The sequence below is a fragment of the Francisella-like endosymbiont genome, assembly GCF_003069505.1.
Classification (GTDB): Bacteria; Pseudomonadota; Gammaproteobacteria; order Francisellales; family Francisellaceae; genus Francisella.
Genome location: NZ_QAPC01000001.1, coordinates 522,851 through 544,417, shown reverse-complemented (window position 1 = coordinate 544,417; position 21,567 = coordinate 522,851). Strand labels below are relative to the sequence as shown.

Sequence of the window (21,567 nt, the reverse complement as noted above, 5' to 3'; positions counted from 1 at the left end):
CCAAACTTAAGCCACGTAGCCAATTATTTCGCCACCGACACCAAGATCTCTAGCCTTTCTATCACTTACTAAACCTTTTGATGTAGAAATAATAGCAACACCATAACCACCATATACCTTAGGTAAGTCTGCGTGTGACTTATAGATTCTCAAACTTGGTCTAGAAACTCTTTTGATCATTTCAATAACAGGAGTACCTGCATAATACTTAAGTTCTATTTCAATAGAAGGATGACCAGCTGTAGTTGTACCTTTTGAACAACTTTTAATATAACCTTCGTTAACTAAAAAGTTCGCGATTTCCATTTTCATCTTTGAGAATGGTACAGAAACAAATTCTTTTTCAGCAGAAAGTCCGTTTCTGATTCTTGTAAACATATCCGCGATAGGATCTTGCATACTCATAACTTAAAATTCCTTATTACCAACTAGCTTTTTTCAAACCAGGAGCATCACCTGCCATTGCATACTCTCTAAGCTTATTACGACATAAGCCGAATTTTCTGTATACAGCATGTGGTCTACCTGTAATCTTACATCTTCTTTGAACTCTAGAAGCTGATGAGTTTACCGGTAACTTTTGCAGTTTAATTTGAGCTTCCCATTTTTGTTCTTCAGTAGAATTTATACCAAGAATAACAGCTTTAAGCTCAGCTCTTTTTTGAGCATATTTAGCTACTAATTTTTCTCTCTTTAATTCCCTCTGAATCATTGATCTTTTTGCCATTTTAAACCCCAATTTAAATTAAGACTTAAAAGGAAAACCAAATGCTTTTAGCAAAGCTTTTCCTTGGTCATCATTTTTAGCTGTAGTAGTTACCGAAATATCCAAACCTCTGATAGAGTCAACTTTATCATAATCAATTTCAGGGAAAGAAATTTGCTCTCTCATACCTAAGCTATAATTACCTCTTCCATCAAAAGATTTAGCACTTAATCCCCTAAAATCTCTAATCCTAGGAATAGCAATTGTTATGAGTCTATCTAAAAATTCGTACATACGATCACCACGCAGTGTAACTTTAGCACCAATAGGCCATCCATCGCGAATTTTAAAACCAGCAATTGATTTTTTAGACTTAGTAACAACCGGCTTTTGACCAGCAATAGCTGTCAAATCATTCAATGCAAAAGTCATAACTTTCTTATCTTTTGCAGCATCACCCACACCCATATTAAGAGTAATTTTCTTAATAGTAGGTACTTCCATTATATTATCTAGCTTAAGCTCAGCTTTTAACTTAGCAACAAGCTCTTTTTGATAAAAATTTTTTAATCTTGCCATAAAACCTAGTCTTATAAGTCTACAAGTTCGCCATTAGACTTGAAATAGCGAACCTTTTTCTCATCAACAAACTTATAACCCACTCTATCTGCTTTCTCAATAGCTGGGTTAAAGATAGCAACGTTAGATGTATCGATAGGAAGCTCTTTTTCAATAACTCCACCTTCTATACCTTTATTTGGGTTAGACTTAATGTGTTTTCTAACAACATTTATACCTTCAACCAAAACTAAAGAACCGCCTCTAGCGAATGACTTAACAACACCTCTGCGTCCTTTATCTTTACCAGCGATAATTATTACATCATCACCTTTTTTTAATCTATTCATTATCTACACCTCAATAAATAACTATAATACTTCTGGTGCTAAAGATACAATCTTCATAAACTTCTCTGTACGAAGCTCCCTAGTAACAGGACCAAAGATACGGGTTCCGATCGGTTGTCCGTTAGCATTTAGAAGCACGGCAGCATTGCCATCAAAACGGACTTTAGAACCATCTTTTCTACGTACACCTTTAGCTGTTCTAACAACGACAGCATTATATACAGATCCTTTTTTAGCCTTACCTCTTGGAGAAGCTTCTTTAACAGTTACTTTAATAACATCCCCTATAGATGCATATCTGCGATGAGAGCCACCCAAAACTTTTATACACTCTACTCTCTTAGCGCCACTATTATCAGCAACTTGGAGTTCTGTTTGCATTTGAATCATACAACTAACCCTTATTTATTACTATATAAGACTGCAAAGTAATTTCGCAGTCCAATAAATATATCAATAAACAAAAATAAAATCAAATTTATTATTTTTCTCTATGAATAATATCGACTAAACACCACTTCTTAGTTTTTGAGTATGGTCTAGTTTCTTTGAACTTAATAACATCACCTTCTTTACATTCATTATTTTCATCATGGACATAATACTTTGTAGTTTTCTTAACAAACTTACCATACAAAGGGTGCTTAACATATCTTTCAGCTCTGACAACTACAGTTTTATCCATAACTACACTAGAAACTTTACCTTCTAACAATCTAATTTTATCGCTCATCTTTCAAGGCACCTATTTATTCTTTTCTGATATTATTGTATTTATACGAGCAATATATCTTTTTGCACTTTTAAATAAGTGATTCTTTTTTAATTGCCCTGTACCCTTCTGCATACGAAGAGAAAATAATTGTTGTAATAACTTAATTTTCGCTTCTTGCAATTGGTCAATACTTTTACCTCTATAATCTTTTAAAGTATCTTTTCTTTTCATTACACTACCTGCTTTTCAACAAAAGTTGTTGATACTGGCATTTTCGCTGCTGCTCTTGCAAAAGCCTCACGAGCCAACTCTTCTTTAACACCAGTAATCTCATATAGTACGCGACCCGGTTGAATTTGAGCTACCCAATATTCAACTGAACCTTTACCTTTACCCATACGAACTTCAAGAGGCTTTTGTGTTATAGGCTTATCTGGGAAGATTCTAATCCAAACTTTACCACCACGCTTGATATGACGGTTAATCGCTCTTCTTCCTGCCTCGATTTGTCTAGCAGTGATTCTACCTCTAGATGTCGCTTGAAGACCAAACTCGCCAAAGCTTACTTTATTACCTCTGTGAGCTAATCCTCTATTACGCAACTTCTGCTGTTTACGAAACTTTGTACGCTTAGGCTGTAGCATTATTTAGCTCCTTTTTTATTATTTTTCTTCTCAGCAATTTGACCCGGAAGGATTTCGCTCTTGTAGATCCAGACTTTAACACCAATAACACCATAAGTTGTTAAAGCTTCCGCTGTAGCGTAATCCACATCTGCTCTAAATGTTTGTAGAGGAACTCTACCATTTCTAGACCATTCAGAACGAGCAATTTCAGCACCACCTAAACGACCACTAACCATGATCTTGATACCTTTAGCACCTGATTTCATAGCAGCTTGCATTGCTTTTTTCATTACTCTTCTAAACATCACTCTTTTCTCTAACTGTTGAGCGACGCTATCAGCAACTAATTTAGCATCGATTTCAGGCTTACGCACTTCTTCAATATTTATCTGAACTGGAATACCCATCAGCTTGTGAACTTCAGCACGTAACTTCTCGACATCCTCACCCTTCTTACCAATTACAATACCAGGCCTAGCTGTGTGAATTGTAATCTTAGCATTTTGAGCAGGTCTCTCAATCTGAATCTTACTAACTGCTGCTGCTGCAAGTTTTTTATGTAAAAACTCTCTAACCTTAATATCTTCATTAAGCTTAGTAGCGTAGCTAGAAGAGTCAGCATACCACGTTGAACGCCAGTCTCTTATATAACCTAAGCGAATACCATTAGGATTTACTTTTTGACCCATTTCTACTACACCTCTTATTTTTTCTCAGCAACTTTCACAGTTATATGTGAAGTTCTTTTTAGAATACGATTACCACGACCTTTTGCTCTAGCTTCAAAACGCTTCATTGTAGGACCTTCATCAATGAAGATAGTTGACACAACTAAAGAATCAACATCCATACCATCATTATGCTCAGCGTTAGCAATTGCAGAGTTCAAAACACCTTTGATTAATACAGCAGCTTTTTTATTACTAAAAGTCAAAAGATTAATAGCTTGCTCTACAGGTAAACCTCTGATCTGATCAGCAACTAATCTACATTTCTGAGCTGAGATTCTTGCAAATTTTAATTTAGCTTGTACTTCCATGTATCTTAACCCTAACTATTTCTTCTTAGCTTTTTTATCAGCTGCATGACCACGGTAGTTACGAGTAATAACGAACTCACCTAGCTTATGACCAACCATTTCTTCAGTCATAAGAACAGGTACGTGCTGCTGACCATTATGTACAGCTATAGTTAAACCTATCATATCTGGCACAATCATTGATCTTCTTGACCATGTTTTGATTGGCTTTTTAGAATTACTTTCTTGCGCTTCAAAAACCTTCTTTAAAAGATGATGATCTACAAAAGGTCCTTTTTTTAATGAACGAGGCACAATCTTCTCCCTAATTACTTACGTTTTTGAACAATCAACTTATTAGAACGCTTATTTCTACGCGTCTTATAACCTTTAGTTGGGATACCCCATGGCGTAACTGGATGTCTACCACCAGAAGTACGTCCCTCACCACCACCATGTGGGTGATCTACTGGGTTCATCGCCACACCTCTTACAGTAGGCCTTATACCTCTCCAGCGCTTAGCACCAGCTTTACCTAAAGATCTTAAGTTATGCTCAGAATTAGATACCACACCTATAACTGCTTTACAGTCTAAAAGCACTCTTCTCATTTCACCCGATCTTAGACGAATAATCGCATACGCATTATCCTTACCAACCAACTGAGTAAAAGTACCAGCACTTCTAATCAACTGTGCACCTTTTTTAGGCTTCATCTCAATATTGTGTATAACTGTACCTAGAGGTATATTTCTAAGTGGCATACAGTTACCAACAGCAACATCCACTTTCTCACCAGATACTACAGACATATCCTTCTTTAAACTTTTCGGCGCAATAATATATCTTCTCTCACCATCAGCATAAAGGACTAAAGCAATATTTGCACTACGGTTTGGATCGTACTCGATTCTCTCAACCTTAGCTGTTATGTCATCTTTATTTCTCTTAAAGTCTATTATACGGTAATGCTGCTTATGACCGCCACCTTGATGACGAACTGTAATTCTACCAGTATTATTTCTACCAGCTTTACTTTTCTTTACTTCTACTAAACCTTTAAATGGCTTACCTGTATGTAATTCTGTATCCTTTACGCTCACTACGTGGCGACGGCCAGGTGAAGTAGGTTTAGCTTTTTTTATTTCAATCATGATTATAAACCTTCTTTAAATTACTCTGTACCAACAAAATTGATATCATGCTCTTCAGCAAGCTTCACATAAGCTTTTTTCCAAGCCTTTGTCCTACCTTCAACACGACCAAATCTACGCGCCTTACCCTTAACGTTAAGGATATTTACTGACTCAACCTGAACTTCAAATAGCTGCTCTACAGCATTCTTGACATCTTGCTTGTTTGCAAATCTAGCCACTTCGAACACTATAGTTGAATTTGCATCTGAAAGACCATAAGTTTTATCAGAAACATAAGGTCTTATAACAGTTTTTAATAATTTTTCTTGAGAACTCATACTAACTTCTCCTCTATTTCTTTTATAGCCTTTTTAGTGAAAACAACGTTCTCAAAGCATACTAAAGAAACTGGGTTAATTTCCACAGAATCACATACTGCCACATCCTTAAGGTTTCTAGAAGATAGGTATAAATTCTCACTAAATTCTTCCACACCAACAACAAAAAGCACATCTTTAACTCCTAAAGAGTCAATCACTGATTTGAACTCTTTTGTTTTTGGAGTTTCTAATCTTAACTCTTCAACAACAGTCATTCTGCCTGATCTTAATAGTTCAGATAAGATTGACTTAACCGCACCTGAATACATCTTACGATTAACTTTTTGCTTATAAATCTTAGGCTTAGCTGCAAACGTAACACCACCTTTTCTGAAGATAGGTGAACGGATAGTACCCGCTCTTGCTCTACCTGTACCTTTTTGTCTCCAAGGCTTAGCACCTCCACCAGAAACTTCTGATCTAGTTTTTTGAGCCTTTGTACCTTGACGAGCGCCTGCCATGTAGGCAATAACAACCTGGTGAATTAAGGCTTCGTTATAGTCTGCTGCAAAAACACCTTCTGCAACACCTACAGATCCAGCCTCTTGACCAGCTAAAGATTTTATATTTAAGTCCACAACAACTCTCCGGTATAATTAATATTTTATCTACTAACTTTTGACAGCTGGAGTAACGATAATATCTCCACCAACTGAACCAGGAATACCATCTTTTAAAAGTAATAAACCATTTTCCGCGTCCACTCTCACAATTTCAAGAGACTGAATAGTAACGTTCTCGTTACCTAAGTGACCAGCCATCTTTTTGTTTTTAAAGACTTTACCAGGTGTTTGGTTTTGACCTGTAGAACCATGAACTCTATGAGATAGTGAATTACCATGAGTAGCATCCTGAGTTGCAAAGTTATGGCGCTTAACACCACCTTGAAAACCCTTACCCTTTGACACACCTCTTACATCTACTTTTTGTCCTACTTCGAACATAGTAGCATCAAAAAATGAACCAACTTGATACTCAACTGCTGCATCAACAATAAACTCCCATAAACCTCTACCTGGTTCAACACCAGCCTTTGCATAGTGACCAGCCATAGGTTTATTTACATTTGAACGCTTTTTAAAACCAGTAGTTACTTGAACAGCGCTATAACCATCCTTCTCAACAGTCTTAACTTGAGTAACTTTGTTAGGCTCAACTTGGACTACTGTTACAGGAATAGAAACACCATCTTCAGTAAAAATACGAGTCATACCACATTTGCGACCAACTAATCCTAAAGACATTATTATACCCTCTATTATTATTTTATATTAACCCTGAGATTACGATTGACCACAGAGACCTAATTTACTACTTTTTAAAAAATTTTTATAAAAAAAGTGACATTATATTAGCTTAAACTGATCTGAACATCAACACCTGATGCTAAATCTAGCTTCATAAGAGCATCTACAGTCTTATCTGTAGGTTCAACAATATCGATCAATCTCTTGTGAGTTCTAATCTCATATTGATCTCTTGCTTTCTTATTTACATGCGGAGAAATAAGAATTGTAAATCTCTCTTTGCGTACTGGTAAAGGAATAGGTCCTTTAACTTGAGCCCCTGTTTTCTTAGCAGTATCAACAATTTCTTGTGTGGAAATATCAATCAGCTTATGATCAAAGGCTTTTAATCTAATTCTGATACGTTGATTATTTATAGCCATTTTAATTAATCCTTCTAAAATTATGAGTTACGTGACTTGATGATTTCATCAGCAATATTATTTGGTACTTCAGCGTACTTCTTAAACTCCATAGAGAATGAAGCTCTACCTTGGCTTATAGAACGCACGTTAGTAGCGTAACCAAACATTTCTGCTAAAGGAACTAGAGCGTTGATAACTCTACCACTTGGGTTCTCATCCATACCCTCAATAATTCCTCTTCTTCTATTTAAATCACCCATAACGTCACCTAAGTAATCTTCTGGAGTCACAACCTCAACTTTCATGATCGGCTCTAGGATACAAGCATTAGCCTTCTTAGCACCTTCTTTAAGCGCCATAGAACCAGCAATCTTAAACGCCATTTCAGATGAGTCAACATCGTGATATGAACCATCATATAAAGTCGCCTTGACGCCAATCATAGGGTAGCCCGCTAGAACACCATTATTTAACTGCTCTTCGATACCTTTAGCAACTGAACCAATATATTCTTTAGGAATGACACCACCAACAACCTCATCAACAAACTTGAAGACTTTAGCTTCACCATTCTCATCAACTTCATCTAAAGGCTCAAATCTAACAAAAACGTGACCATACTGGCCACGACCACCAGATTGACGCACGAATTTAGACTCTTGCTCGACTTTTGATCTAATTGTTTCTCTATATGCAACCTGTGGATTACCAACATTAGCTTCAACTTTAAACTCACGTCTCATACGATCAACAATAATATCCAAATGAAGCTCACCCATACCAGAAATAATTGTTTGACCACTTTCTTCGTCAGTTCTAACTCTAAACGATGGATCCTCTGCTGCAAGCTTACCTAAAGCTATCGACATTTTCTCCTGGTCAGCTTTTGACTTAGGTTCAACAGCAACAGATATTACTGGCTCTGGGAAATCCATTCTTTCTAAAATCACCACATCTTCTTGATCGCAAAGAGTATCACCAGTTGTGACATCCTTTAGACCAATACACGCTGCGATATCACCAGCACGCACTTCTTTAATCTCATCACGTTTATTAGCATGCATCTGTACGATACGACCTACACGCTCCTTCTTACCTTTGACAGGGTTATAAACCGCATCACCAGACTTAAGTACACCTGAGTAAACACGGATAAATGTTAAGTTACCAACAAATGGATCGGTAGCAAGTTTAAATGCCAATGCCGCGAAAGGCGCATCATCAGAAGATGGTCTAGAAGCTGGCTCACCATCTTCAGTTTCACACTTAATAGCCAGCACCTGGTTTGGCGCTGGAAGATACCTAACAACACCATCAAGAACTGCTTGAACACCTTTATTCTTAAATGCTGAACCACAGAATGCAAGAACAATTTCATTATTAAGAACTCTAGTGCGTAGACCTTGGTGGATTTTATCCTCAGAAAGCTCACCATCCTCAAGGTACTTTTCCATAAGCTCTTCAGAAGACTCAGCAGCTGCCTCAATCATCTCCATACGTAATTCTTCAGCCCTATTCTGAAGCTCTGCAGGGATATCAACAAGCTCACAAGTAAGACCTATGTCTTCCTCATTCCACATGATCGCTTTCATTCTGATAAGATCGATCACTCCTTTGAATTCTTCTTCAGCACCAATATTTAATTGCACAGGAACAACATTTGCTTTTAATCTTGTTCTGATTTGACAACAAACTCTTTCAAAATCTGCTCCTGATCTATCCATCTTATTGACAAATACGATTCTAGGTACCCCATACTTGTTAGCTTGACGCCAAACAGTTTCTGATTGCGGCTCAACACCTGATGAACCACAGAATACTACAACCGCACCATCTAGAACACGTAAAGAACGCTCAACTTCAATTGTGAAATCAACGTGACCTGGAGTATCAATAATGTTGATACGATGTTCATCAAACTGCTGATCCATACCAGACCAGAATGTTGTTGTAGCAGCAGAAGTAATTGTAATACCTCTTTCCTGCTCCTGCTCCATCCAGTCCATAGTAGCTGCACCATCATGCACCTCACCGATCTTGTGCGATAAACCAGTGTAGAAAAGAATACGCTCAGTAGTAGTTGTTTTACCTGCGTCAACGTGAGCGCAGATACCAATATTTCTATATTTCTCTAAAGCTGTCTTACGAGGCATTTTCTATTCTCCTATTACCATCTAAAGTGAGCAAATGCTTTGTTAGCTTCAGCCATCTTATGAGTATCTTCTCTCTTCTTGACAGCAGCGCCTCTACCTTCTACAGCTTCTAGAATTTCCGCAGCAACCCTATCACCCATAGTATTTTCTTTTCTCTTACGCGCAGCATCAATAATCCATCTCATACCCAAAGTTTGACGACGTTCGGGTCTAACCTCTACAGGAACCTGATATGTAGCTCCACCCACACGGCGAGACTTAACCTCCACTATTGGGCTAACGCTTTCTAATGCTTTTTCAAAAACTTCCTCTTCATTAGCTGAAGCATCTTTTGCTTTAATCTTATCGAATGCACCATATACTATTTTTTCTGCTACTGATTTTTTACCACTTAGCATGATATGGTTAACAAACTTAGCAACAACCTGACTCTTATACTTAGGATCAGGTAGAATATCTCTTTTAGGAGCTCTATTTCTTCTAGACATTTTTATACCTTCTTCAAATGTTAAATTTTAAACACAAACTAAGACTTAGGACGCTTTGTACCATACTTGGAACGACCGTGCTTACGATTATTAACACCTGAAGTATCTAAAGCACCCCTAACAATGTGGTAACGCACACCTGGCAAATCTTTAACCCTACCACCCCTAATAAGCACAACACTATGCTCTTGCAAGTTGTGACCTTCCCCACCAATATAGCTTGTCACTTCAAATCCACTCGTTAATCTTACACGGGCCACTTTTCTAAGTGCTGAGTTAGGCTTCTTAGGAGTTGTAGTATAAACCCTAGTACAAACACCTCTTCTTTGAGGACACGCCTTTAACGCAGGAACCTTAGACTTAACAACCGATCTCTTGCGAGGGTTGTTCACCAACTGATTTATAGTTGCCATTAGTTTTTATTCTCCGTTTTTTATCAGTTTTTATATCAAATCAATCCAAACACCCGATAAGAGCATTTGCTATGCAAAAGCAGCATTAGACGATAATAATAACAAAAAAGCAAAGAAAAGCAAAGAAAAAGTAATTAGTTATCAGAGGCACCAAAAACTGATTTAAAAGCTACATATAGATAGTTACACATAGAATAAATCGTTAGTATAACAGCAACATATAGCATCAAGAATCCTAAAAATATAAACCAAGTATTGAAACTTGCATAGTCTATGGAATGCCTAAAATCTATAGCTGGTTTGATTAAAAATATAAATAATGCTGCCATCTGCGCCGTAGTCTTTACCTTACCCCAGATACCAACTTTAACAACACTACGCTGCCCTAGCTCAGCCATCCATTCACGCAGTGCTGAGACAAGAATTTCCCTACAGATCATCGCAATAGCAGGAATAGTAGCCCACCAATAAGGATACATCTCTATAAACAAACAAAGTGCAGTAGCAATAATAAGTTTATCAGCAACAGGATCTAAAAACGCACCTAGCTTACTAGTTTGTTCCCATTTACGCGCTAAGTAACCATCTAACCAATCAGTCGCCGCTCCAAGTAAAAATAGAGTTGCAGTAATACCATGATGATGTGGAAAATCAAAATAGTAACATATAACTATAAAAGGGATTAATACCAAACGGCCAAAAGTCAGAATATTAGGGATATTAAAAAACATAAATCAAACCCCTGTATGTCCAAAACCAGCAGCAGCACGTGCTGTCTGCTGTGAAAACTCTTCAACAATCTCAAAATTTGCTTGTACTACAGGAACAATAACTAGTTGTGCAAATCTCATCAATGGCTCTATTTCAATAATCTCTTGCGCGCGATTAAAACAAGAAACCATAAGCTCACCTTGATAATCAGAATCTATAAGTCCCGTACCATTGCCCAATACTAAACCTTTTTTATGACCTAAGCCAGATCTTGGCAAAATCATTGCTGCATAATTTGGGTTAGCAATATTAATAGCTATGCCAGTTGCAACAAGTTTACATTCACCCGGCTTAAGAAAAACACACTCAGAAATGCACGCTCTTAAATCAATAGCTGCTGAATCTTCGGTCGCATAGCTAGGTAGCTCTTTTATAACTTCTTTATCTAAAATTTTTAACTCTATTTTCATATCCTCCCCCTAAAAAACAAAAACTCCAGCTAAGTAACCAAGCAGCACAAATATTGGTAAAGTTGGCATATATCCATCTAATCTATCAAGCATACCACCATGCCCAGGTAAAATGTTACCACTATCTTTAATGCCAGCTATACGCTTCATCATACTCTCAAAAACATCGCCAACAACAGATAACACCGCAATTAAAGCAGATACTATCACCATGTAAATGTACTGACCAAAACTTAAATTCATGTAGATAAGAAAGATCACCGCAACGACAACAGCACAAACCAAACCACCCAACAAGCCTTCAATAGTTTTATTTGGACTAAGTCGTAGCAACATTTTACGTCTACCAATAGTCTTACCAGTAAAATATGCGCCACTGTCAGCGGCAGCAATCACCAAGATAAATATAAATATCCACGCAGCACCATTAGAATGCAAAACATATAACGATGCTACAAAAGGCGATATAGTAAACAGTCCCATAACAAGCATTTTATTAGTAGTTAATGTATCAATTTTCTGATGTTCATAACTAGCTAACTTATAAATTGCATATAACCAAAATATTGGGAAAATATATTGAAGATATACAAAAAATTGCGCAACCACAAAAACCACTATCGTGAATATAATAAGATTCTTAAATATTGCCTGCTGATCAATTTTTGTAAGTTTTAGCCATTCATATGCTGATAGCAAAGCAACTAGAAATACACCAACACCAAACAAATAGTCTGATGCAAAAACTAAAAAACCAAAAACTACAGCGACCAAAACTATACCAGTTACAATTCTTTCTTTCATATACCCCTCTTAATTAAATCTGCTCACCACTTTTACCAAATCTTCTTTGACGAGAATAAAAGTACTTAACAGCCTTGCTTAACTCTTGCTTGGAAAAATCTGGCCACATAATGTCTGAAAAATACATTTCAGCATAGGCTAATTGCCATAACATAAAATCACTTAAACGCACCTCTCCACTTGTACGAATAAGTAGATCAACAGGCACATCACCGCCAACCAAATACCTAGCAAAATCCTGCTGATCGATTTCATCAACACTAAGCCTACCAGCATTGACATCTTTAGCTATAGATCTAGCAGCCTCAACAATATCCCATCGCCCAGCATAATCAACAGCCAACCTAAGTTTCAAACCTGTATTTGCCTTAGTCAATGATTCACTATACTTAATCATACTAATAAGTTTATCAGATAGTCGTGTTCGGTCACCTACAACACTAAGGACAATGTTATTATCATGCAACTTTAGGGTCTTATCTTTTAGAGTTTTGTAAAACAGATCCATAAGATCAGTGACTTCTTGAGCTGGTCTTAACCAGTTATCTCGACTAAAAGCAAAAAGAGTAAGCCTTTCAATATTGTTTTCGACACAGTATTCTATTGCCGCATCAACACTCGATATTGAATTTTTATGACCAAATATTCTCGGTTTTAATTTACTCCTTGCCCATCGACCATTACCATCCATAATAATAGCAAGATGCCTTAGAATATTTTCTTTAGCCGATGTCATAAATACTATGAAATAAAATTATAATTAGCTAAATGATAAAAAAGAATAAACGAAAATACAAGTTTTATTGGGAAATCTAAGTAATTACACAACCATTAAATCTTGCTCTTTTTTAGCAGCAAGAGCATCAGCTTGGGCAATCATTTTATCAGTAATTTTCTGAATATCGTCCTCAGCTTTTTTAGCTTGATCCTTTGTAATTTCTTTTTCTTTCAGAAGTTCTTTGATATCACTATTAGCATCACGACGAATATTTCTAATAGATACTCTACCTGCTTCTGTTTCAGATTTGACTAACTTAACCAACTCTTTTCTTCTTTCCTCATTTAAAGCAGGTATAGGAACTCTTAGTGAATCACCTAAGTTAGTAGGGTTAAGTCCAAGATCAGAAGTTAAAATAGCTTTTTCAATCTTGCTTGATAAACCTTTTTCCCAAGGAATAATTCCCAAAGTTCTAGCATCAAGTACAGTTATATTAGCCGCTTGAGATATTGGTGTCTCAACACCATAATAATCTATCTTAATATGCATCAATAGATCTGGATGTGCTCTACCAGTTCTAATTTTTGCTAAATCATCAGCTAAAACTTCTAATGATTTTTTCATTCTATTCTCAGCATCTTTTAGAATATCACTTATCATAAATAATTCCTTTTTCTCTAATTAGTCTAAAGCAACCCAAGTGCCATATTTTGATTCAGTAACCGCATCAACCAAAGCATCTGCCTGATTTAAATTAAATACATATATCGGTATACCAAAATCTCTACACTGTGTGAAAGCGCCTAAATCCATAACATTTAGTTCTTTACTCACAACTTCTGCATATGTAACTCTATCAAAACGTTTTGCATCAGGATACTTATTTGGATCTTTATCATAAACACCATCAACAGTCGTAGCTTTCAATAAAGCATCTGCACCAATCTCAACAGCTCTAAGGCTAGCTGTAGTATCGGTAGTTACAAACGGATTACCAGTGCCACCAGCAAAAATTAAAACCTTTCCAGCATCCAATAATTGGTTAAACTCATGCGCACTTGCAACCCTAAGCAAACCATCAACTCCTTTTGCTGAAAAAGCTTCTGCCACAACACCTTCACTAATAAGCATATCACGCAAAGCTAAAGCATTAATCATCGTAGCTATCATCCCCATCGAATCTGTGGTAGCTCTTTTTATTTTGTCACCAAAGTTTGCCTTACCACCTCTAAGGATATTACCCCCACCAATAACTATAGCAATTTTAATACCATGATGAGTAAGAGTTTTGATTTGATCAATTATAGGTTGAGTAGACTCAACATTTATACCAAAACCTTGATCTGCTGATAAAGACTCTCCACTTAACTTAAGAAGGATTCGCTTAAGTTTTGGAGATTTTTGAGAACATTCTGACGAATTATTAGACATATATTAACCTTTAATTTGACTCACCACCTCAGCTGCGAAGTCTTCTTCTTTCTTCTCGATACCTTCACCAACATCTAATCTTATAAAGTTAACTACTTTAGCACCTTTATCTTTAACTAGCTTTTCAACTTTGATGGCAGGATCTTTAACAAAATCTTGACCTAGAAGAGCAACTTCATCTAAGAATTTACGAATTCTACCAACAATCATTTTCTCAATAATCGCAGCAGGTTTACCACTCTCTTTAGCTTGAGCTGTAAAAATCTCTTTTTCTTTAGCAACAACGTCCGCTGGTACTTGATCACCAGATACAACCATAGGGTTTGCAGCAGCAACATGCATAGCAACATCTTTAGCAAGATCTTCATCACCACCTTCTAATGCAACAACCACACCAATCTTACTACCGTGAATATAAACACCTAAAGTGTTAGCTTCAATAGTCTTAACTCTACGCACTTGGATATTCTCACTAATTTTAGCAATTAAAGATTTTCTAGCTTCTTCAACAGTTTCACCATTTGAAGTCTTAGCAGCTAAAACTTCTTTGATAGTCTTAGAGTTAGCAGCATGAGCAGCTTTTACAGCTTCTTGAGCAAATGCTTTGAAAGTCTCATCTTTAGCAACAAAATCAGTCTCTGAATTGATCTCAAGCAAAATAGCTCTACCATAAGCAGCATAAACTTCAATAACACCTTCAGCAGCAACGCGTGAAGCTTTCTTATCAGCTTTTGCTTGACCAGAAATTCTCATTTCTTCAGCAGCTTTTTCAATATCACCTTCAGCAGCAACTAGAGCTTTTTTACACTCCATCATACCTGCACCAGTTCTTTCTCTAAGTTCTTTTACTAATTTAGCAGAAATATTTGACATTGTTTTATCCTTGTTTGTTTCTTATGCTTGAGCAACTTCATCACCTTTTGCTTCAACTGCTCTATCTAGACCTTGAGCATCAATAACAGCATCAGCAAATTTTTTCATATAGAAAGATATTGACTTAACAGCATCATCATTACCCGGAATGATGTAATCAATACCTTCTGGGTTTGAGTTTGTATCTACGATTGATACAATTTTGATACCTAGTTTTTGAGCTTCTTGAATAGCAATATGCTCTTTGTTGCTATCAATAACAACGATTGCATCAGGTAAACCACCCATTTCTTTGATACCACCAAGAACTTTCTCTAATTTTTCGATAGTTCTGATATTTTGTAACATCTCTTTTTTAGTTAAAGATTCTAAAGTACCATCTTCTCTCATTTTCTCTAACTGAGCTAATCTTTTGATAGATTGTCTAACTGTTTTGTAGTTAGTAAGCATACCACCTAACCATCTGTGGCTCACATACGGCATACCACATCTTTTAGCCTCAGCTTCAATGATATCTTGCGCTTGTCTTTTTGTACCAACAAATAGAATTTTTCCACCATTAGCAACAGTTTTACCAACAAAGTTAACTGCATCTTGGAAAAGTGGAACTGTTTTCTCTAAGTCAATAATGTGTACACCATGGTTAATACCAAAGATGTATTCTTTCATTTGTGGATTCCAGAAAGCTTTTTTGTGTCCAAAGTGAACACCAGCAGATAACATTTCTTTTATTAAAGACATTTTATTTTCCTTATTTGGGTTATATCTAGTACCTTAGTTATGCCAAATATCCTTAAGGACACTCTTTGACACAATATATTAATCAAGATACATGATTTATTAATTAAACATCACTTATACTCAAATTAATATAGTACAAGCCGTGAAATTTTACCACAGTTGATTTATAAATTACAAAGGGTATTTTATCTTTCTTTTAGGTGCTAAAATATCTCAAAATAATTCAAAGATAAAGTAACAAGAATGATTTCACTAATAGTAGCATATGACAAAAACTATGGTATCGGCAAAGAAAACACTCTAGTGTGGAAACTTTCTGATGATCTTAAAAATTTCAGAAAAATAACTGAGAATAACTATATAGTAATGGGAAGAAAGACTTTTGAATCAATTGGTCACCCTCTGCCAAACCGCAAAAACATCATATTGACAAGAGACAAAAACTATAAGCATGATAAATGCCTTATCGTTAACAGCACTCAAGATATTCTAAATTTTGCTCAGTCAAAATCTCACTATGAAATATTTATAATTGGTGGTGCGCAAATATATAGAGAATTTTTGCAGTATGCTGATAGATTATATATTACACAAGTTGCTGCTGAAATGCGCGATCTTGATGCTTTTTTCCCACAATGGGATAAAGCAAAATTCAAGCGGATTGGCCACAAAAAATTCAGTAAAGATGATAAAAATGAACTTGATTTTACTTTCAGTGTATTTGAAAAGATTAAAGATTTGTAATTTAGCTAGCTTATTTAAGTAGAATTTTAAGCAAAAATAATTTAAGTTGAAATTACACCTTAATTTTTTAATCTAATGTCAGCTCAAGTTTCAGATACCGTCTTAATGATCGATCCAGAATACTTTACCTTACAATTTCCAAAAAACAGATAGTGATGATATTTTTTAGAAGAACAGTTAGACTAAATGAGAAAGCCATCCAGGCTTTAGCTCAAAATGAGTTCTATAAATGGTTAATAAGATCTAAAGAATATAAAAGTCATCATCATGAAATAACCAAAAATATACCCGATGTATTTAGAGGTCGTAGATACAAGTATAACCCCAACAACTTTTGTAAACTCTAGAGTTGGAACTTAAAGTAAATTATATAAGCTTAAAGATTTTCATAGCGATCATTCAAAAGCACTTGAGGGAATGCTGCAATAGTTTAGAAGTAAAAAAACAAACAAGGTAAAAGTTATCTTACCAGCAACAGCAGATATGGAATTTACCGAACAACAAAAACAACTTATAAATCTCCACTGTACAAAACTTCCACGTCATGTAAAAACTATTGAAGATATTGGTGATGATACTGCTAGATGCATGGTAGTAGAAGATACTAAAACTATAAACTAATACACACAAACCAAATACTTATCAAACTTTAATGTTTTAACGTTATTTTTGTAATTTATTTGATTGTTTTTTGGCATCCCGTAGGGGATTCGAACCCCTGTTACCGCCGTGAAAGGGCGATGTCCTAGGCCTCTAGACGAACGGGACTTAAGACTTAAATCACTGCTTCAGCAATATGTTGTGTATTATAATGACTTTTGTAGCTTAGTCAAGATCTTTTGTAAAAAATTTAATTATTTTTCTTAATTATAAATACACTCACAAAACTACTATCACGAGTATGATCACTAGTAGTTGATGAATCAATGTTACTGTCAGCTTCGATATAACTGTCTAAAGACGCCGAATATATTTTAACTATAGGTAATTGATCTATGACACTATTTATCAGAACATTCTCTGCCTGTCTAAAAGACAGACTATAAATTACCACAATTTACTTTGCTACTTTAAAACCATAATGATTCTCGTGAGATTGATATTACATAGATAAACTTGTTTGTATCATTTTGATGCAAGATATATGGTCCCATAAGTCTAAAATGATCAGTAAAGTTTGCTATATATTTTTCAAATGTGAAAGCAACATTTGTATCATTCGTATTTATCTGGGTTCCTAATAATTGTGGGTATAGCTTAACATCAAAATATACACCCCGTAACCACCACTATGATTTATCGAATCAGTATTATAATATACAAGCTTATTAGCAAATAAATTAATTCAGATAATCATTAGCATCCTTAGTTGATGAAAAACCCTCAAGCATAAAAACAGCATTAATTAGGTTCTACGCTGTAACTTTGTGGTTGGGCTATACCAATTGATAATAAAACCTTTGGCTCCACCGCCAATATATCCATGCTGCTGTAATATCTTGAGGCAAATCCGGTTTGTTTTAGCTACTGGTTTTACCATTATCCATTTACCTATAGCTGGCAAAGAATTCGTCAATTATGTATCTAGAGGTGAAATTACATAATTACCCTTGGTGGTATTATAAATTGAAGACTCTTATGAGTAGTTTTTAGTTTGCATTGATCATTATTCTTGATTAATTTATCTTTCCAATTTGCTGTATCTTGCAAATTTATTGGATCAAAGTTTAAACCACAGCCAGCTAAGTTATTACCAAAATGGTTATTTGCATAACTTGCTTTAGCAAGCAAAAAAGCTACTATAACTATACTTAGTTTTTTGATTTTTATCACTTGCATAACTCTTTAAGTGCTTTAGTAAGTCTAGCGACTACTTTATCTTTACTAAGAAGTTTTAGAGTAATACCAATATCTGGCGATTGTCCAGAACCAGTAATAGCCACACGTAACGGCATGCCAACCTTACCCATACCAACTTGGCACTGCTCGGCTGTTGTACTAACTACATTATGTAAAACATCAGGATCTTGCCATTGCTGAGAATCTAAAGAGCTAAAGTTCGTCAAAAGTTTGCTAAAGATCTCAGCTGTAGCTGCTTTGATATGTTTTTTTACAGCATTTTCATCATAACTGATATCATCATTATAAAAATAACTAGACTTTTCTGCTAGCTCAACTAATGTATCAACTTTTTCTGCCATCACAGCCACAAGCTCTTTTAAAACTGGACCATTGCTAATGTCTAAACCCGCCTTAGCAAAGTGATATTCAACTTCTGTTTGAATATCATCAAATTTAGACTCTTTGATATAGTGTTTGTTCAGCCATTTAAGTTTTTCAAAATTAAAACGTGATGGTGATGTACTAATATGCTCTAAATTAAAAGCTGCTATCATTTCTTCGATAGAAAAAATCTCTTGGTCACCATGTGACCAACCAAGTCTTACTAGGTAATTAAGTATCGCCTGTGGCAAATAGCCATCTTCACGATACTGCATAACATTGACAGCACCATGACGCTTAGAGAGTTTTGCTCCATCTGGACCAAGTATCATCGGTACATGGGCAAATACTGGCACATTGGCATTTAGTGCTTTGTATATATTGATTTGCTTAGGAGTGTTATTAGCATGATCATCGCCACGAATGATATGCGTAATAGTCATATCAATATCATCGACGACAACACAGAAATTATATGTTGGTGAGCCATCTGCTCTTTGGATAATCATATCATCAAGCCCATGATTTGAGATTGTGATTCGACCTTTAACTGCATCATCCCAACTAACCACTCCATCTTTAGGGTTTTTGAAACGTACTACAAAGCTCTCGCCATCTTGTGGAATATAGTTTGCACTACGACACTTACTATCATAGCCAGTTTTGAGATTATTTGCCTGTTGATACTCTCTTAGCTCTTCTAGTCTTTCTTTAGAGCAGCTACAGTAGTATGCTTTACCATCTACGATAAGTTCTTGAATCACTTCTTTATATCTATCAAAGCGCTTTGTTTGATAGTAAATTTTGCCATCATTTTTTAGCCTCAACCAATTCATACCATCTAAAATAGCATCCACCGCTTCTTGGGTAGATCTCTCTAGATCAGTATCTTCTATTCTTAAAATAAATTTACCATTGTTATTTTTTGCATATAACCAGCTGAATAATGCCGTACGCACACCACCAACATGTAAAAATCCTGTTGGGCTTGGCGCAAATCTTGTTGTAATCATAATTTAAATACCTCAGAAATAAAATTACTTAAAGATTAAACTAGAAAACTAATTGTTTCAAGGATTAAAACTAGTGAACAATAATAGTGATAATTTTAGATTAGCATCTTGGTTATTTAGCAAAAACTAACTTCTATAATCTGCCACCTTTAGCCATTTTATAAGGATCAACAACTTTATCAAATTCATCTTTTGACAAAAATTTAAGCTCCTCATTCGCCTCAGCCAAAGATATATTTTTTTGCTCAGCATAATGAGCCATTTTTACTGCCTTATCATAGCCTATAACTGGACTAAGCGCTGTTACTAACATTAATGAGTTTCTAAGAAAATAATCAATTTTTTGTTTGTTTGGTTGCATCCCAACCAATAAATACTTAGTGAAGTTTTGACAACTATCTGAAATTATCCTAATTGATTGTATAATATTAAAAATCATTAATGGTTTATAAACATTCATCTCCAAATAGCCAGCACTACCAGCGATACCAACTGCAACATCATAGCCTATCACCTGTGCAGCAACCATTGCCATAGCCTCACATTGAGTGGGATTAACTTTACCAGGCATAATTGATGAACCCGGTTCATTTTCTGGAATTAATAACTCATGAAAGCCAGCTCTTGGACCACAACTAAGTAAGCGAATATCATTAGCAATTTTAAATAATGAATTAGCTAAGGTTTTAAGCTGACTCATAACAGCAACTAAAGCATCATGTGAGCCTTGTACTTCAAATTTATTGGTAGCTGAAACAAAAGGCAAGCCAGTAATTTTAGCAATATTACTAGCAATAATCTCTGCAAATCCCACTGGAGAATTTAAACCCGTACCAACAGCTGTACCACCAAGAGCAAGCTGATATACATATTTCAATGTTTCTTTGATTCTTTGAATATTATTTTCTAATAATGATACATAACCAGAGAACTCTTGACCCAAAGTTAGTGGTACGGCATCTTGCATATGTGTCCTACCGATTTTGACAATATTATTCCACTGCTTTGCTTTTTCAGCTAATTGTTGTTGCATATACTCAACAGCAGGTAAAAGTCTATTATTTATCTCAACTGCAGTAGCAATATACATCGCGCTTGGAAAAGCATCATTTGATGATTGAGACATATTAACATCATCATTTGGGTGGATAGGATTTTTACTCCCTTTTTTGCCACCTAGAAGCTCGATGGCTCTATTTGAAATCACTTCATTAACATTCATATTTGCCTGAGTTCCACTGCCTGTCATCCATACATGTAATGGAAAATGCTCATTAAGCTTAGCTGCAATTATCTCATCAGCAACTTCAACGATAATTTCTTTTTTAGCTTGTGCTAAGATACCTAATTGATGATTTGTCATAGCTGCAACTTTTTTGATAATTGCCAAAGCTTTAATAACTTCAACCGGCATCAGATCACTACCTATAGAAAAATGCTCTATAGAACGCTGTGTTTGTGCACCCCAATATTTGTCATTATCAACTTCTATTTGACCAATACTATCTATCTCTACTCTACGCAAAACTTATCTCCTAAAAAAACTGTATATCATAGTAACTTATATAGCTACTAGAACTAACTAGCTAAGATAACATTCAAAAGGTACAAAAACAAAATATCATATCACAGCAAAATCTAGCAA

Annotated in this window: 30 protein-coding genes, 1 tRNA gene and 2 pseudogenes; 2 read left to right on the top strand and 31 right to left on the bottom strand. The window is 35.6% G+C overall.

Annotated features, from left to right (window positions below):
- Positions 1 to 6: 6 nt before the first annotated feature.
- The 27 genes from rpsH to rpsB all read right to left on the bottom strand — a co-directional run bounded on the left by rpsH (position 7) and on the right by rpsB (position 15,942).
- On the bottom strand, positions 7 to 405 hold the full coding sequence (gene rpsH, locus C9379_RS03100; RefSeq protein WP_143384874.1) for a 30S ribosomal protein S8: 399 nt from the start codon (positions 403 to 405) through the stop codon (positions 7 to 9).
- 16 nt (positions 406 to 421) lie between these two features.
- The gene (rpsN, locus tag C9379_RS03095) at positions 422 to 727 is read right to left on the bottom strand and encodes a 30S ribosomal protein S14 (RefSeq protein ID WP_143384873.1); all 306 of its coding nucleotides are present in this window, start codon (positions 725 to 727) and stop codon (positions 422 to 424) included.
- A gap of 18 nt (positions 728 to 745) precedes the next feature.
- Positions 746 to 1,285, bottom strand: a complete 540-nt coding sequence (rplE, locus tag C9379_RS03090; RefSeq protein WP_143384872.1) for a 50S ribosomal protein L5 — start codon at positions 1,283 to 1,285, stop codon at positions 746 to 748.
- Positions 1,286 to 1,296: 11 nt separating this feature from the next.
- The gene (gene rplX / locus C9379_RS03085) at positions 1,297 to 1,614 is read right to left on the bottom strand and encodes a 50S ribosomal protein L24 (protein WP_143384871.1); all 318 of its coding nucleotides are present in this window, start codon (positions 1,612 to 1,614) and stop codon (positions 1,297 to 1,299) included.
- Between the two features lie 21 nt (positions 1,615 to 1,635).
- Positions 1,636 to 2,004 (bottom strand): 50S ribosomal protein L14, encoded by a 369-nt coding sequence (gene rplN, locus C9379_RS03080; RefSeq protein WP_003014346.1) that lies wholly within the window; start codon positions 2,002 to 2,004, stop codon positions 1,636 to 1,638.
- Positions 2,005 to 2,095: 91 nt separating this feature from the next.
- Complete coding sequence (rpsQ, locus tag C9379_RS03075) at positions 2,096 to 2,347, bottom strand: 30S ribosomal protein S17 (RefSeq protein ID WP_143384870.1); 252 nt, start codon at positions 2,345 to 2,347, stop codon at positions 2,096 to 2,098.
- A 12-nt stretch (positions 2,348 to 2,359) separates the two neighbouring features.
- The gene (gene rpmC, locus C9379_RS03070; RefSeq protein WP_143384869.1) at positions 2,360 to 2,560 is read right to left on the bottom strand and encodes a 50S ribosomal protein L29; all 201 of its coding nucleotides are present in this window, start codon (positions 2,558 to 2,560) and stop codon (positions 2,360 to 2,362) included.
- Entirely contained in the window at positions 2,560 to 2,973 is a 414-nt protein-coding gene (gene rplP, locus C9379_RS03065; RefSeq protein ID WP_143384868.1) for a 50S ribosomal protein L16, read from the bottom strand. Before rplP ends, rpmC begins: the two co-directional genes overlap by 1 nt.
- A complete protein-coding gene (gene rpsC, locus C9379_RS03060; RefSeq protein ID WP_143384867.1) occupies positions 2,973 to 3,644 on the bottom strand; it encodes a 30S ribosomal protein S3 in 672 nt (223 codons plus the stop codon). The genes rplP and rpsC overlap by 1 nt, the downstream gene beginning before the upstream one ends.
- A gap of 14 nt (positions 3,645 to 3,658) precedes the next feature.
- Entirely contained in the window at positions 3,659 to 3,994 is a 336-nt protein-coding gene (gene rplV / locus C9379_RS03055; protein WP_143384866.1) for a 50S ribosomal protein L22, read from the bottom strand.
- A 15-nt stretch (positions 3,995 to 4,009) separates the two neighbouring features.
- Positions 4,010 to 4,288, bottom strand: coding sequence for a 30S ribosomal protein S19 (gene rpsS / locus C9379_RS03050; RefSeq protein ID WP_143384865.1), 279 nt, complete (start codon positions 4,286 to 4,288; stop codon positions 4,010 to 4,012).
- A gap of 14 nt (positions 4,289 to 4,302) precedes the next feature.
- A complete protein-coding gene (gene rplB / locus C9379_RS03045) occupies positions 4,303 to 5,127 on the bottom strand; it encodes a 50S ribosomal protein L2 (RefSeq protein ID WP_143384864.1) in 825 nt (274 codons plus the stop codon).
- Positions 5,128 to 5,147: 20 nt separating this feature from the next.
- Positions 5,148 to 5,447, bottom strand: coding sequence for a 50S ribosomal protein L23 (gene rplW / locus C9379_RS03040; RefSeq protein ID WP_143384863.1), 300 nt, complete (start codon positions 5,445 to 5,447; stop codon positions 5,148 to 5,150).
- Positions 5,444 to 6,067, bottom strand: a complete 624-nt coding sequence (gene rplD, locus C9379_RS03035) for a 50S ribosomal protein L4 (RefSeq protein ID WP_143384862.1) — start codon at positions 6,065 to 6,067, stop codon at positions 5,444 to 5,446. Before rplD ends, rplW begins: the two co-directional genes overlap by 4 nt.
- A 33-nt stretch (positions 6,068 to 6,100) precedes the next feature.
- A complete protein-coding gene (gene rplC / locus C9379_RS03030) occupies positions 6,101 to 6,733 on the bottom strand; it encodes a 50S ribosomal protein L3 (protein ID WP_143384861.1) in 633 nt (210 codons plus the stop codon).
- A 107-nt stretch (positions 6,734 to 6,840) separates the two neighbouring features.
- Positions 6,841 to 7,158, bottom strand: coding sequence for a 30S ribosomal protein S10 (gene rpsJ / locus C9379_RS03025; RefSeq protein ID WP_003027204.1), 318 nt, complete (start codon positions 7,156 to 7,158; stop codon positions 6,841 to 6,843).
- A gap of 20 nt (positions 7,159 to 7,178) precedes the next feature.
- Entirely contained in the window at positions 7,179 to 9,293 is a 2,115-nt protein-coding gene (gene fusA / locus C9379_RS03020; protein WP_143384860.1) for an elongation factor G, read from the bottom strand.
- Between the two features lie 14 nt (positions 9,294 to 9,307).
- On the bottom strand, positions 9,308 to 9,781 hold the full coding sequence (gene rpsG, locus C9379_RS03015) for a 30S ribosomal protein S7 (protein WP_143384859.1): 474 nt from the start codon (positions 9,779 to 9,781) through the stop codon (positions 9,308 to 9,310).
- 38 nt (positions 9,782 to 9,819) lie between these two features.
- Positions 9,820 to 10,194 carry a 30S ribosomal protein S12 gene (gene rpsL, locus C9379_RS03010; RefSeq protein ID WP_003035357.1) on the bottom strand — a complete coding sequence of 125 codons (375 nt, stop codon included), beginning with the start codon at positions 10,192 to 10,194 and terminating at the stop codon, positions 9,820 to 9,822.
- A 134-nt stretch (positions 10,195 to 10,328) separates the two neighbouring features.
- Positions 10,329 to 10,925 carry a CDP-diacylglycerol--glycerol-3-phosphate 3-phosphatidyltransferase gene (gene pgsA / locus C9379_RS03005; RefSeq protein WP_143384858.1) on the bottom strand — a complete coding sequence of 199 codons (597 nt, stop codon included), beginning with the start codon at positions 10,923 to 10,925 and terminating at the stop codon, positions 10,329 to 10,331.
- 3 nt (positions 10,926 to 10,928) lie between these two features.
- Positions 10,929 to 11,375, bottom strand: a complete 447-nt coding sequence (gene dut / locus C9379_RS03000) for a dUTP diphosphatase (RefSeq protein ID WP_143384857.1) — start codon at positions 11,373 to 11,375, stop codon at positions 10,929 to 10,931.
- A gap of 9 nt (positions 11,376 to 11,384) precedes the next feature.
- A complete protein-coding gene (locus C9379_RS02995) occupies positions 11,385 to 12,179 on the bottom strand; it encodes a phosphatidate cytidylyltransferase (protein WP_143384856.1) in 795 nt (264 codons plus the stop codon).
- 13 nt (positions 12,180 to 12,192) lie between these two features.
- The gene (uppS, locus tag C9379_RS02990) at positions 12,193 to 12,915 is read right to left on the bottom strand and encodes a polyprenyl diphosphate synthase (protein ID WP_143384855.1); all 723 of its coding nucleotides are present in this window, start codon (positions 12,913 to 12,915) and stop codon (positions 12,193 to 12,195) included.
- An 84-nt stretch (positions 12,916 to 12,999) separates the two neighbouring features.
- On the bottom strand, positions 13,000 to 13,557 hold the full coding sequence (frr, locus tag C9379_RS02985) for a ribosome recycling factor (protein WP_143384854.1): 558 nt from the start codon (positions 13,555 to 13,557) through the stop codon (positions 13,000 to 13,002).
- Positions 13,558 to 13,578: 21 nt separating this feature from the next.
- Positions 13,579 to 14,328: a UMP kinase gene (gene pyrH / locus C9379_RS02980; RefSeq protein WP_143384853.1), complete on the bottom strand. Its 750-nt coding sequence runs from the start codon at positions 14,326 to 14,328 to the stop codon at positions 13,579 to 13,581.
- A gap of 3 nt (positions 14,329 to 14,331) precedes the next feature.
- Positions 14,332 to 15,201, bottom strand: coding sequence for a translation elongation factor Ts (gene tsf / locus C9379_RS02975; protein ID WP_143384852.1), 870 nt, complete (start codon positions 15,199 to 15,201; stop codon positions 14,332 to 14,334).
- A 21-nt stretch (positions 15,202 to 15,222) separates the two neighbouring features.
- Complete coding sequence (gene rpsB / locus C9379_RS02970; protein WP_143384851.1) at positions 15,223 to 15,942, bottom strand: 30S ribosomal protein S2; 720 nt, start codon at positions 15,940 to 15,942, stop codon at positions 15,223 to 15,225.
- Between the two features lie 243 nt (positions 15,943 to 16,185).
- Here rpsB and C9379_RS02965 point away from each other — a divergent pair, with 243 nt between their 5' ends.
- Together C9379_RS02965 and C9379_RS02960 are read left to right on the top strand one after the other, a co-directional pair.
- Entirely contained in the window at positions 16,186 to 16,686 is a 501-nt protein-coding gene (locus C9379_RS02965) for a dihydrofolate reductase (RefSeq protein WP_143384850.1), read from the top strand.
- Between the two features lie 453 nt (positions 16,687 to 17,139).
- Positions 17,140 to 17,307: pseudogene (locus C9379_RS02960) on the top strand (arginine deiminase-related protein); the annotation flags it as partial.
- Between the two features lie 71 nt (positions 17,308 to 17,378).
- Here the strand turns inward: C9379_RS02960 and C9379_RS02955 are convergent.
- The 4 genes and pseudogenes from C9379_RS02955 to fumC form a co-directional block, all read right to left on the bottom strand.
- A tRNA-Glu gene (locus C9379_RS02955) sits at positions 17,379 to 17,454 on the bottom strand.
- A gap of 82 nt (positions 17,455 to 17,536) precedes the next feature.
- Positions 17,537 to 18,525 (bottom strand): annotated as a pseudogene (locus tag C9379_RS02950) (hypothetical protein).
- Positions 18,516 to 19,922: a glutamate--tRNA ligase gene (gene gltX / locus C9379_RS02945; RefSeq protein WP_143384849.1), complete on the bottom strand. Its 1,407-nt coding sequence runs from the start codon at positions 19,920 to 19,922 to the stop codon at positions 18,516 to 18,518. The pseudogene C9379_RS02950 and the gene gltX overlap by 10 nt, the downstream one beginning before the upstream one ends.
- Before the next feature lie 133 nt (positions 19,923 to 20,055).
- Positions 20,056 to 21,447: a class II fumarate hydratase gene (gene fumC, locus C9379_RS02940; protein ID WP_143384848.1), complete on the bottom strand. Its 1,392-nt coding sequence runs from the start codon at positions 21,445 to 21,447 to the stop codon at positions 20,056 to 20,058.
- Positions 21,448 to 21,567 lie beyond the last annotated feature (120 nt).

Coding starts and splice junctions, on each gene's coding strand:
- rpsH (WP_143384874.1), bottom strand. CDS start 405: ATGAGTATGCAAGATCCTATCGCGGATATGTTTACAAGAATCAGAAAC.
- rpsN (WP_143384873.1), bottom strand. CDS start 727: ATGGCAAAAAGATCAATGATTCAGAGGGAATTAAAGAGAGAAAAATTA.
- rplE (WP_143384872.1), bottom strand. CDS start 1,285: ATGGCAAGATTAAAAAATTTTTATCAAAAAGAGCTTGTTGCTAAGTTA.
- rplX (WP_143384871.1), bottom strand. CDS start 1,614: ATGAATAGATTAAAAAAAGGTGATGATGTAATAATTATCGCTGGTAAA.
- rplN (WP_003014346.1), bottom strand. CDS start 2,004: ATGATTCAAATGCAAACAGAACTCCAAGTTGCTGATAATAGTGGCGCT.
- rpsQ (WP_143384870.1), bottom strand. CDS start 2,347: ATGAGCGATAAAATTAGATTGTTAGAAGGTAAAGTTTCTAGTGTAGTT.
- rpmC (WP_143384869.1), bottom strand. CDS start 2,560: ATGAAAAGAAAAGATACTTTAAAAGATTATAGAGGTAAAAGTATTGAC.
- rplP (WP_143384868.1), bottom strand. CDS start 2,973: ATGCTACAGCCTAAGCGTACAAAGTTTCGTAAACAGCAGAAGTTGCGT.
- rpsC (WP_143384867.1), bottom strand. CDS start 3,644: ATGGGTCAAAAAGTAAATCCTAATGGTATTCGCTTAGGTTATATAAGA.
- rplV (WP_143384866.1), bottom strand. CDS start 3,994: ATGGAAGTACAAGCTAAATTAAAATTTGCAAGAATCTCAGCTCAGAAA.
- rplB (WP_143384864.1), bottom strand. CDS start 5,127: ATGATTGAAATAAAAAAAGCTAAACCTACTTCACCTGGCCGTCGCCAC.
- rplW (WP_143384863.1), bottom strand. CDS start 5,447: ATGAGTTCTCAAGAAAAATTATTAAAAACTGTTATAAGACCTTATGTT.
- rplC (WP_143384861.1), bottom strand. CDS start 6,733: ATGTCTTTAGGATTAGTTGGTCGCAAATGTGGTATGACTCGTATTTTT.
- rpsJ (WP_003027204.1), bottom strand. CDS start 7,158: ATGGCTATAAATAATCAACGTATCAGAATTAGATTAAAAGCCTTTGAT.
- fusA (WP_143384860.1), bottom strand. CDS start 9,293: ATGCCTCGTAAGACAGCTTTAGAGAAATATAGAAATATTGGTATCTGC.
- rpsG (WP_143384859.1), bottom strand. CDS start 9,781: ATGTCTAGAAGAAATAGAGCTCCTAAAAGAGATATTCTACCTGATCCT.
- rpsL (WP_003035357.1), bottom strand. CDS start 10,194: ATGGCAACTATAAATCAGTTGGTGAACAACCCTCGCAAGAGATCGGTT.
- pgsA (WP_143384858.1), bottom strand. CDS start 10,925: ATGTTTTTTAATATCCCTAATATTCTGACTTTTGGCCGTTTGGTATTA.
- dut (WP_143384857.1), bottom strand. CDS start 11,375: ATGAAAATAGAGTTAAAAATTTTAGATAAAGAAGTTATAAAAGAGCTA.
- C9379_RS02995 (WP_143384856.1), bottom strand. CDS start 12,179: ATGAAAGAAAGAATTGTAACTGGTATAGTTTTGGTCGCTGTAGTTTTT.
- uppS (WP_143384855.1), bottom strand. CDS start 12,915: ATGACATCGGCTAAAGAAAATATTCTAAGGCATCTTGCTATTATTATG.
- frr (WP_143384854.1), bottom strand. CDS start 13,557: ATGATAAGTGATATTCTAAAAGATGCTGAGAATAGAATGAAAAAATCA.
- pyrH (WP_143384853.1), bottom strand. CDS start 14,328: ATGTCTAATAATTCGTCAGAATGTTCTCAAAAATCTCCAAAACTTAAG.
- tsf (WP_143384852.1), bottom strand. CDS start 15,201: ATGTCAAATATTTCTGCTAAATTAGTAAAAGAACTTAGAGAAAGAACT.
- rpsB (WP_143384851.1), bottom strand. CDS start 15,942: ATGTCTTTAATAAAAGAAATGTTATCTGCTGGTGTTCACTTTGGACAC.
- C9379_RS02965 (WP_143384850.1), top strand. CDS start 16,186: ATGATTTCACTAATAGTAGCATATGACAAAAACTATGGTATCGGCAAA.
- gltX (WP_143384849.1), bottom strand. CDS start 19,922: ATGATTACAACAAGATTTGCGCCAAGCCCAACAGGATTTTTACATGTT.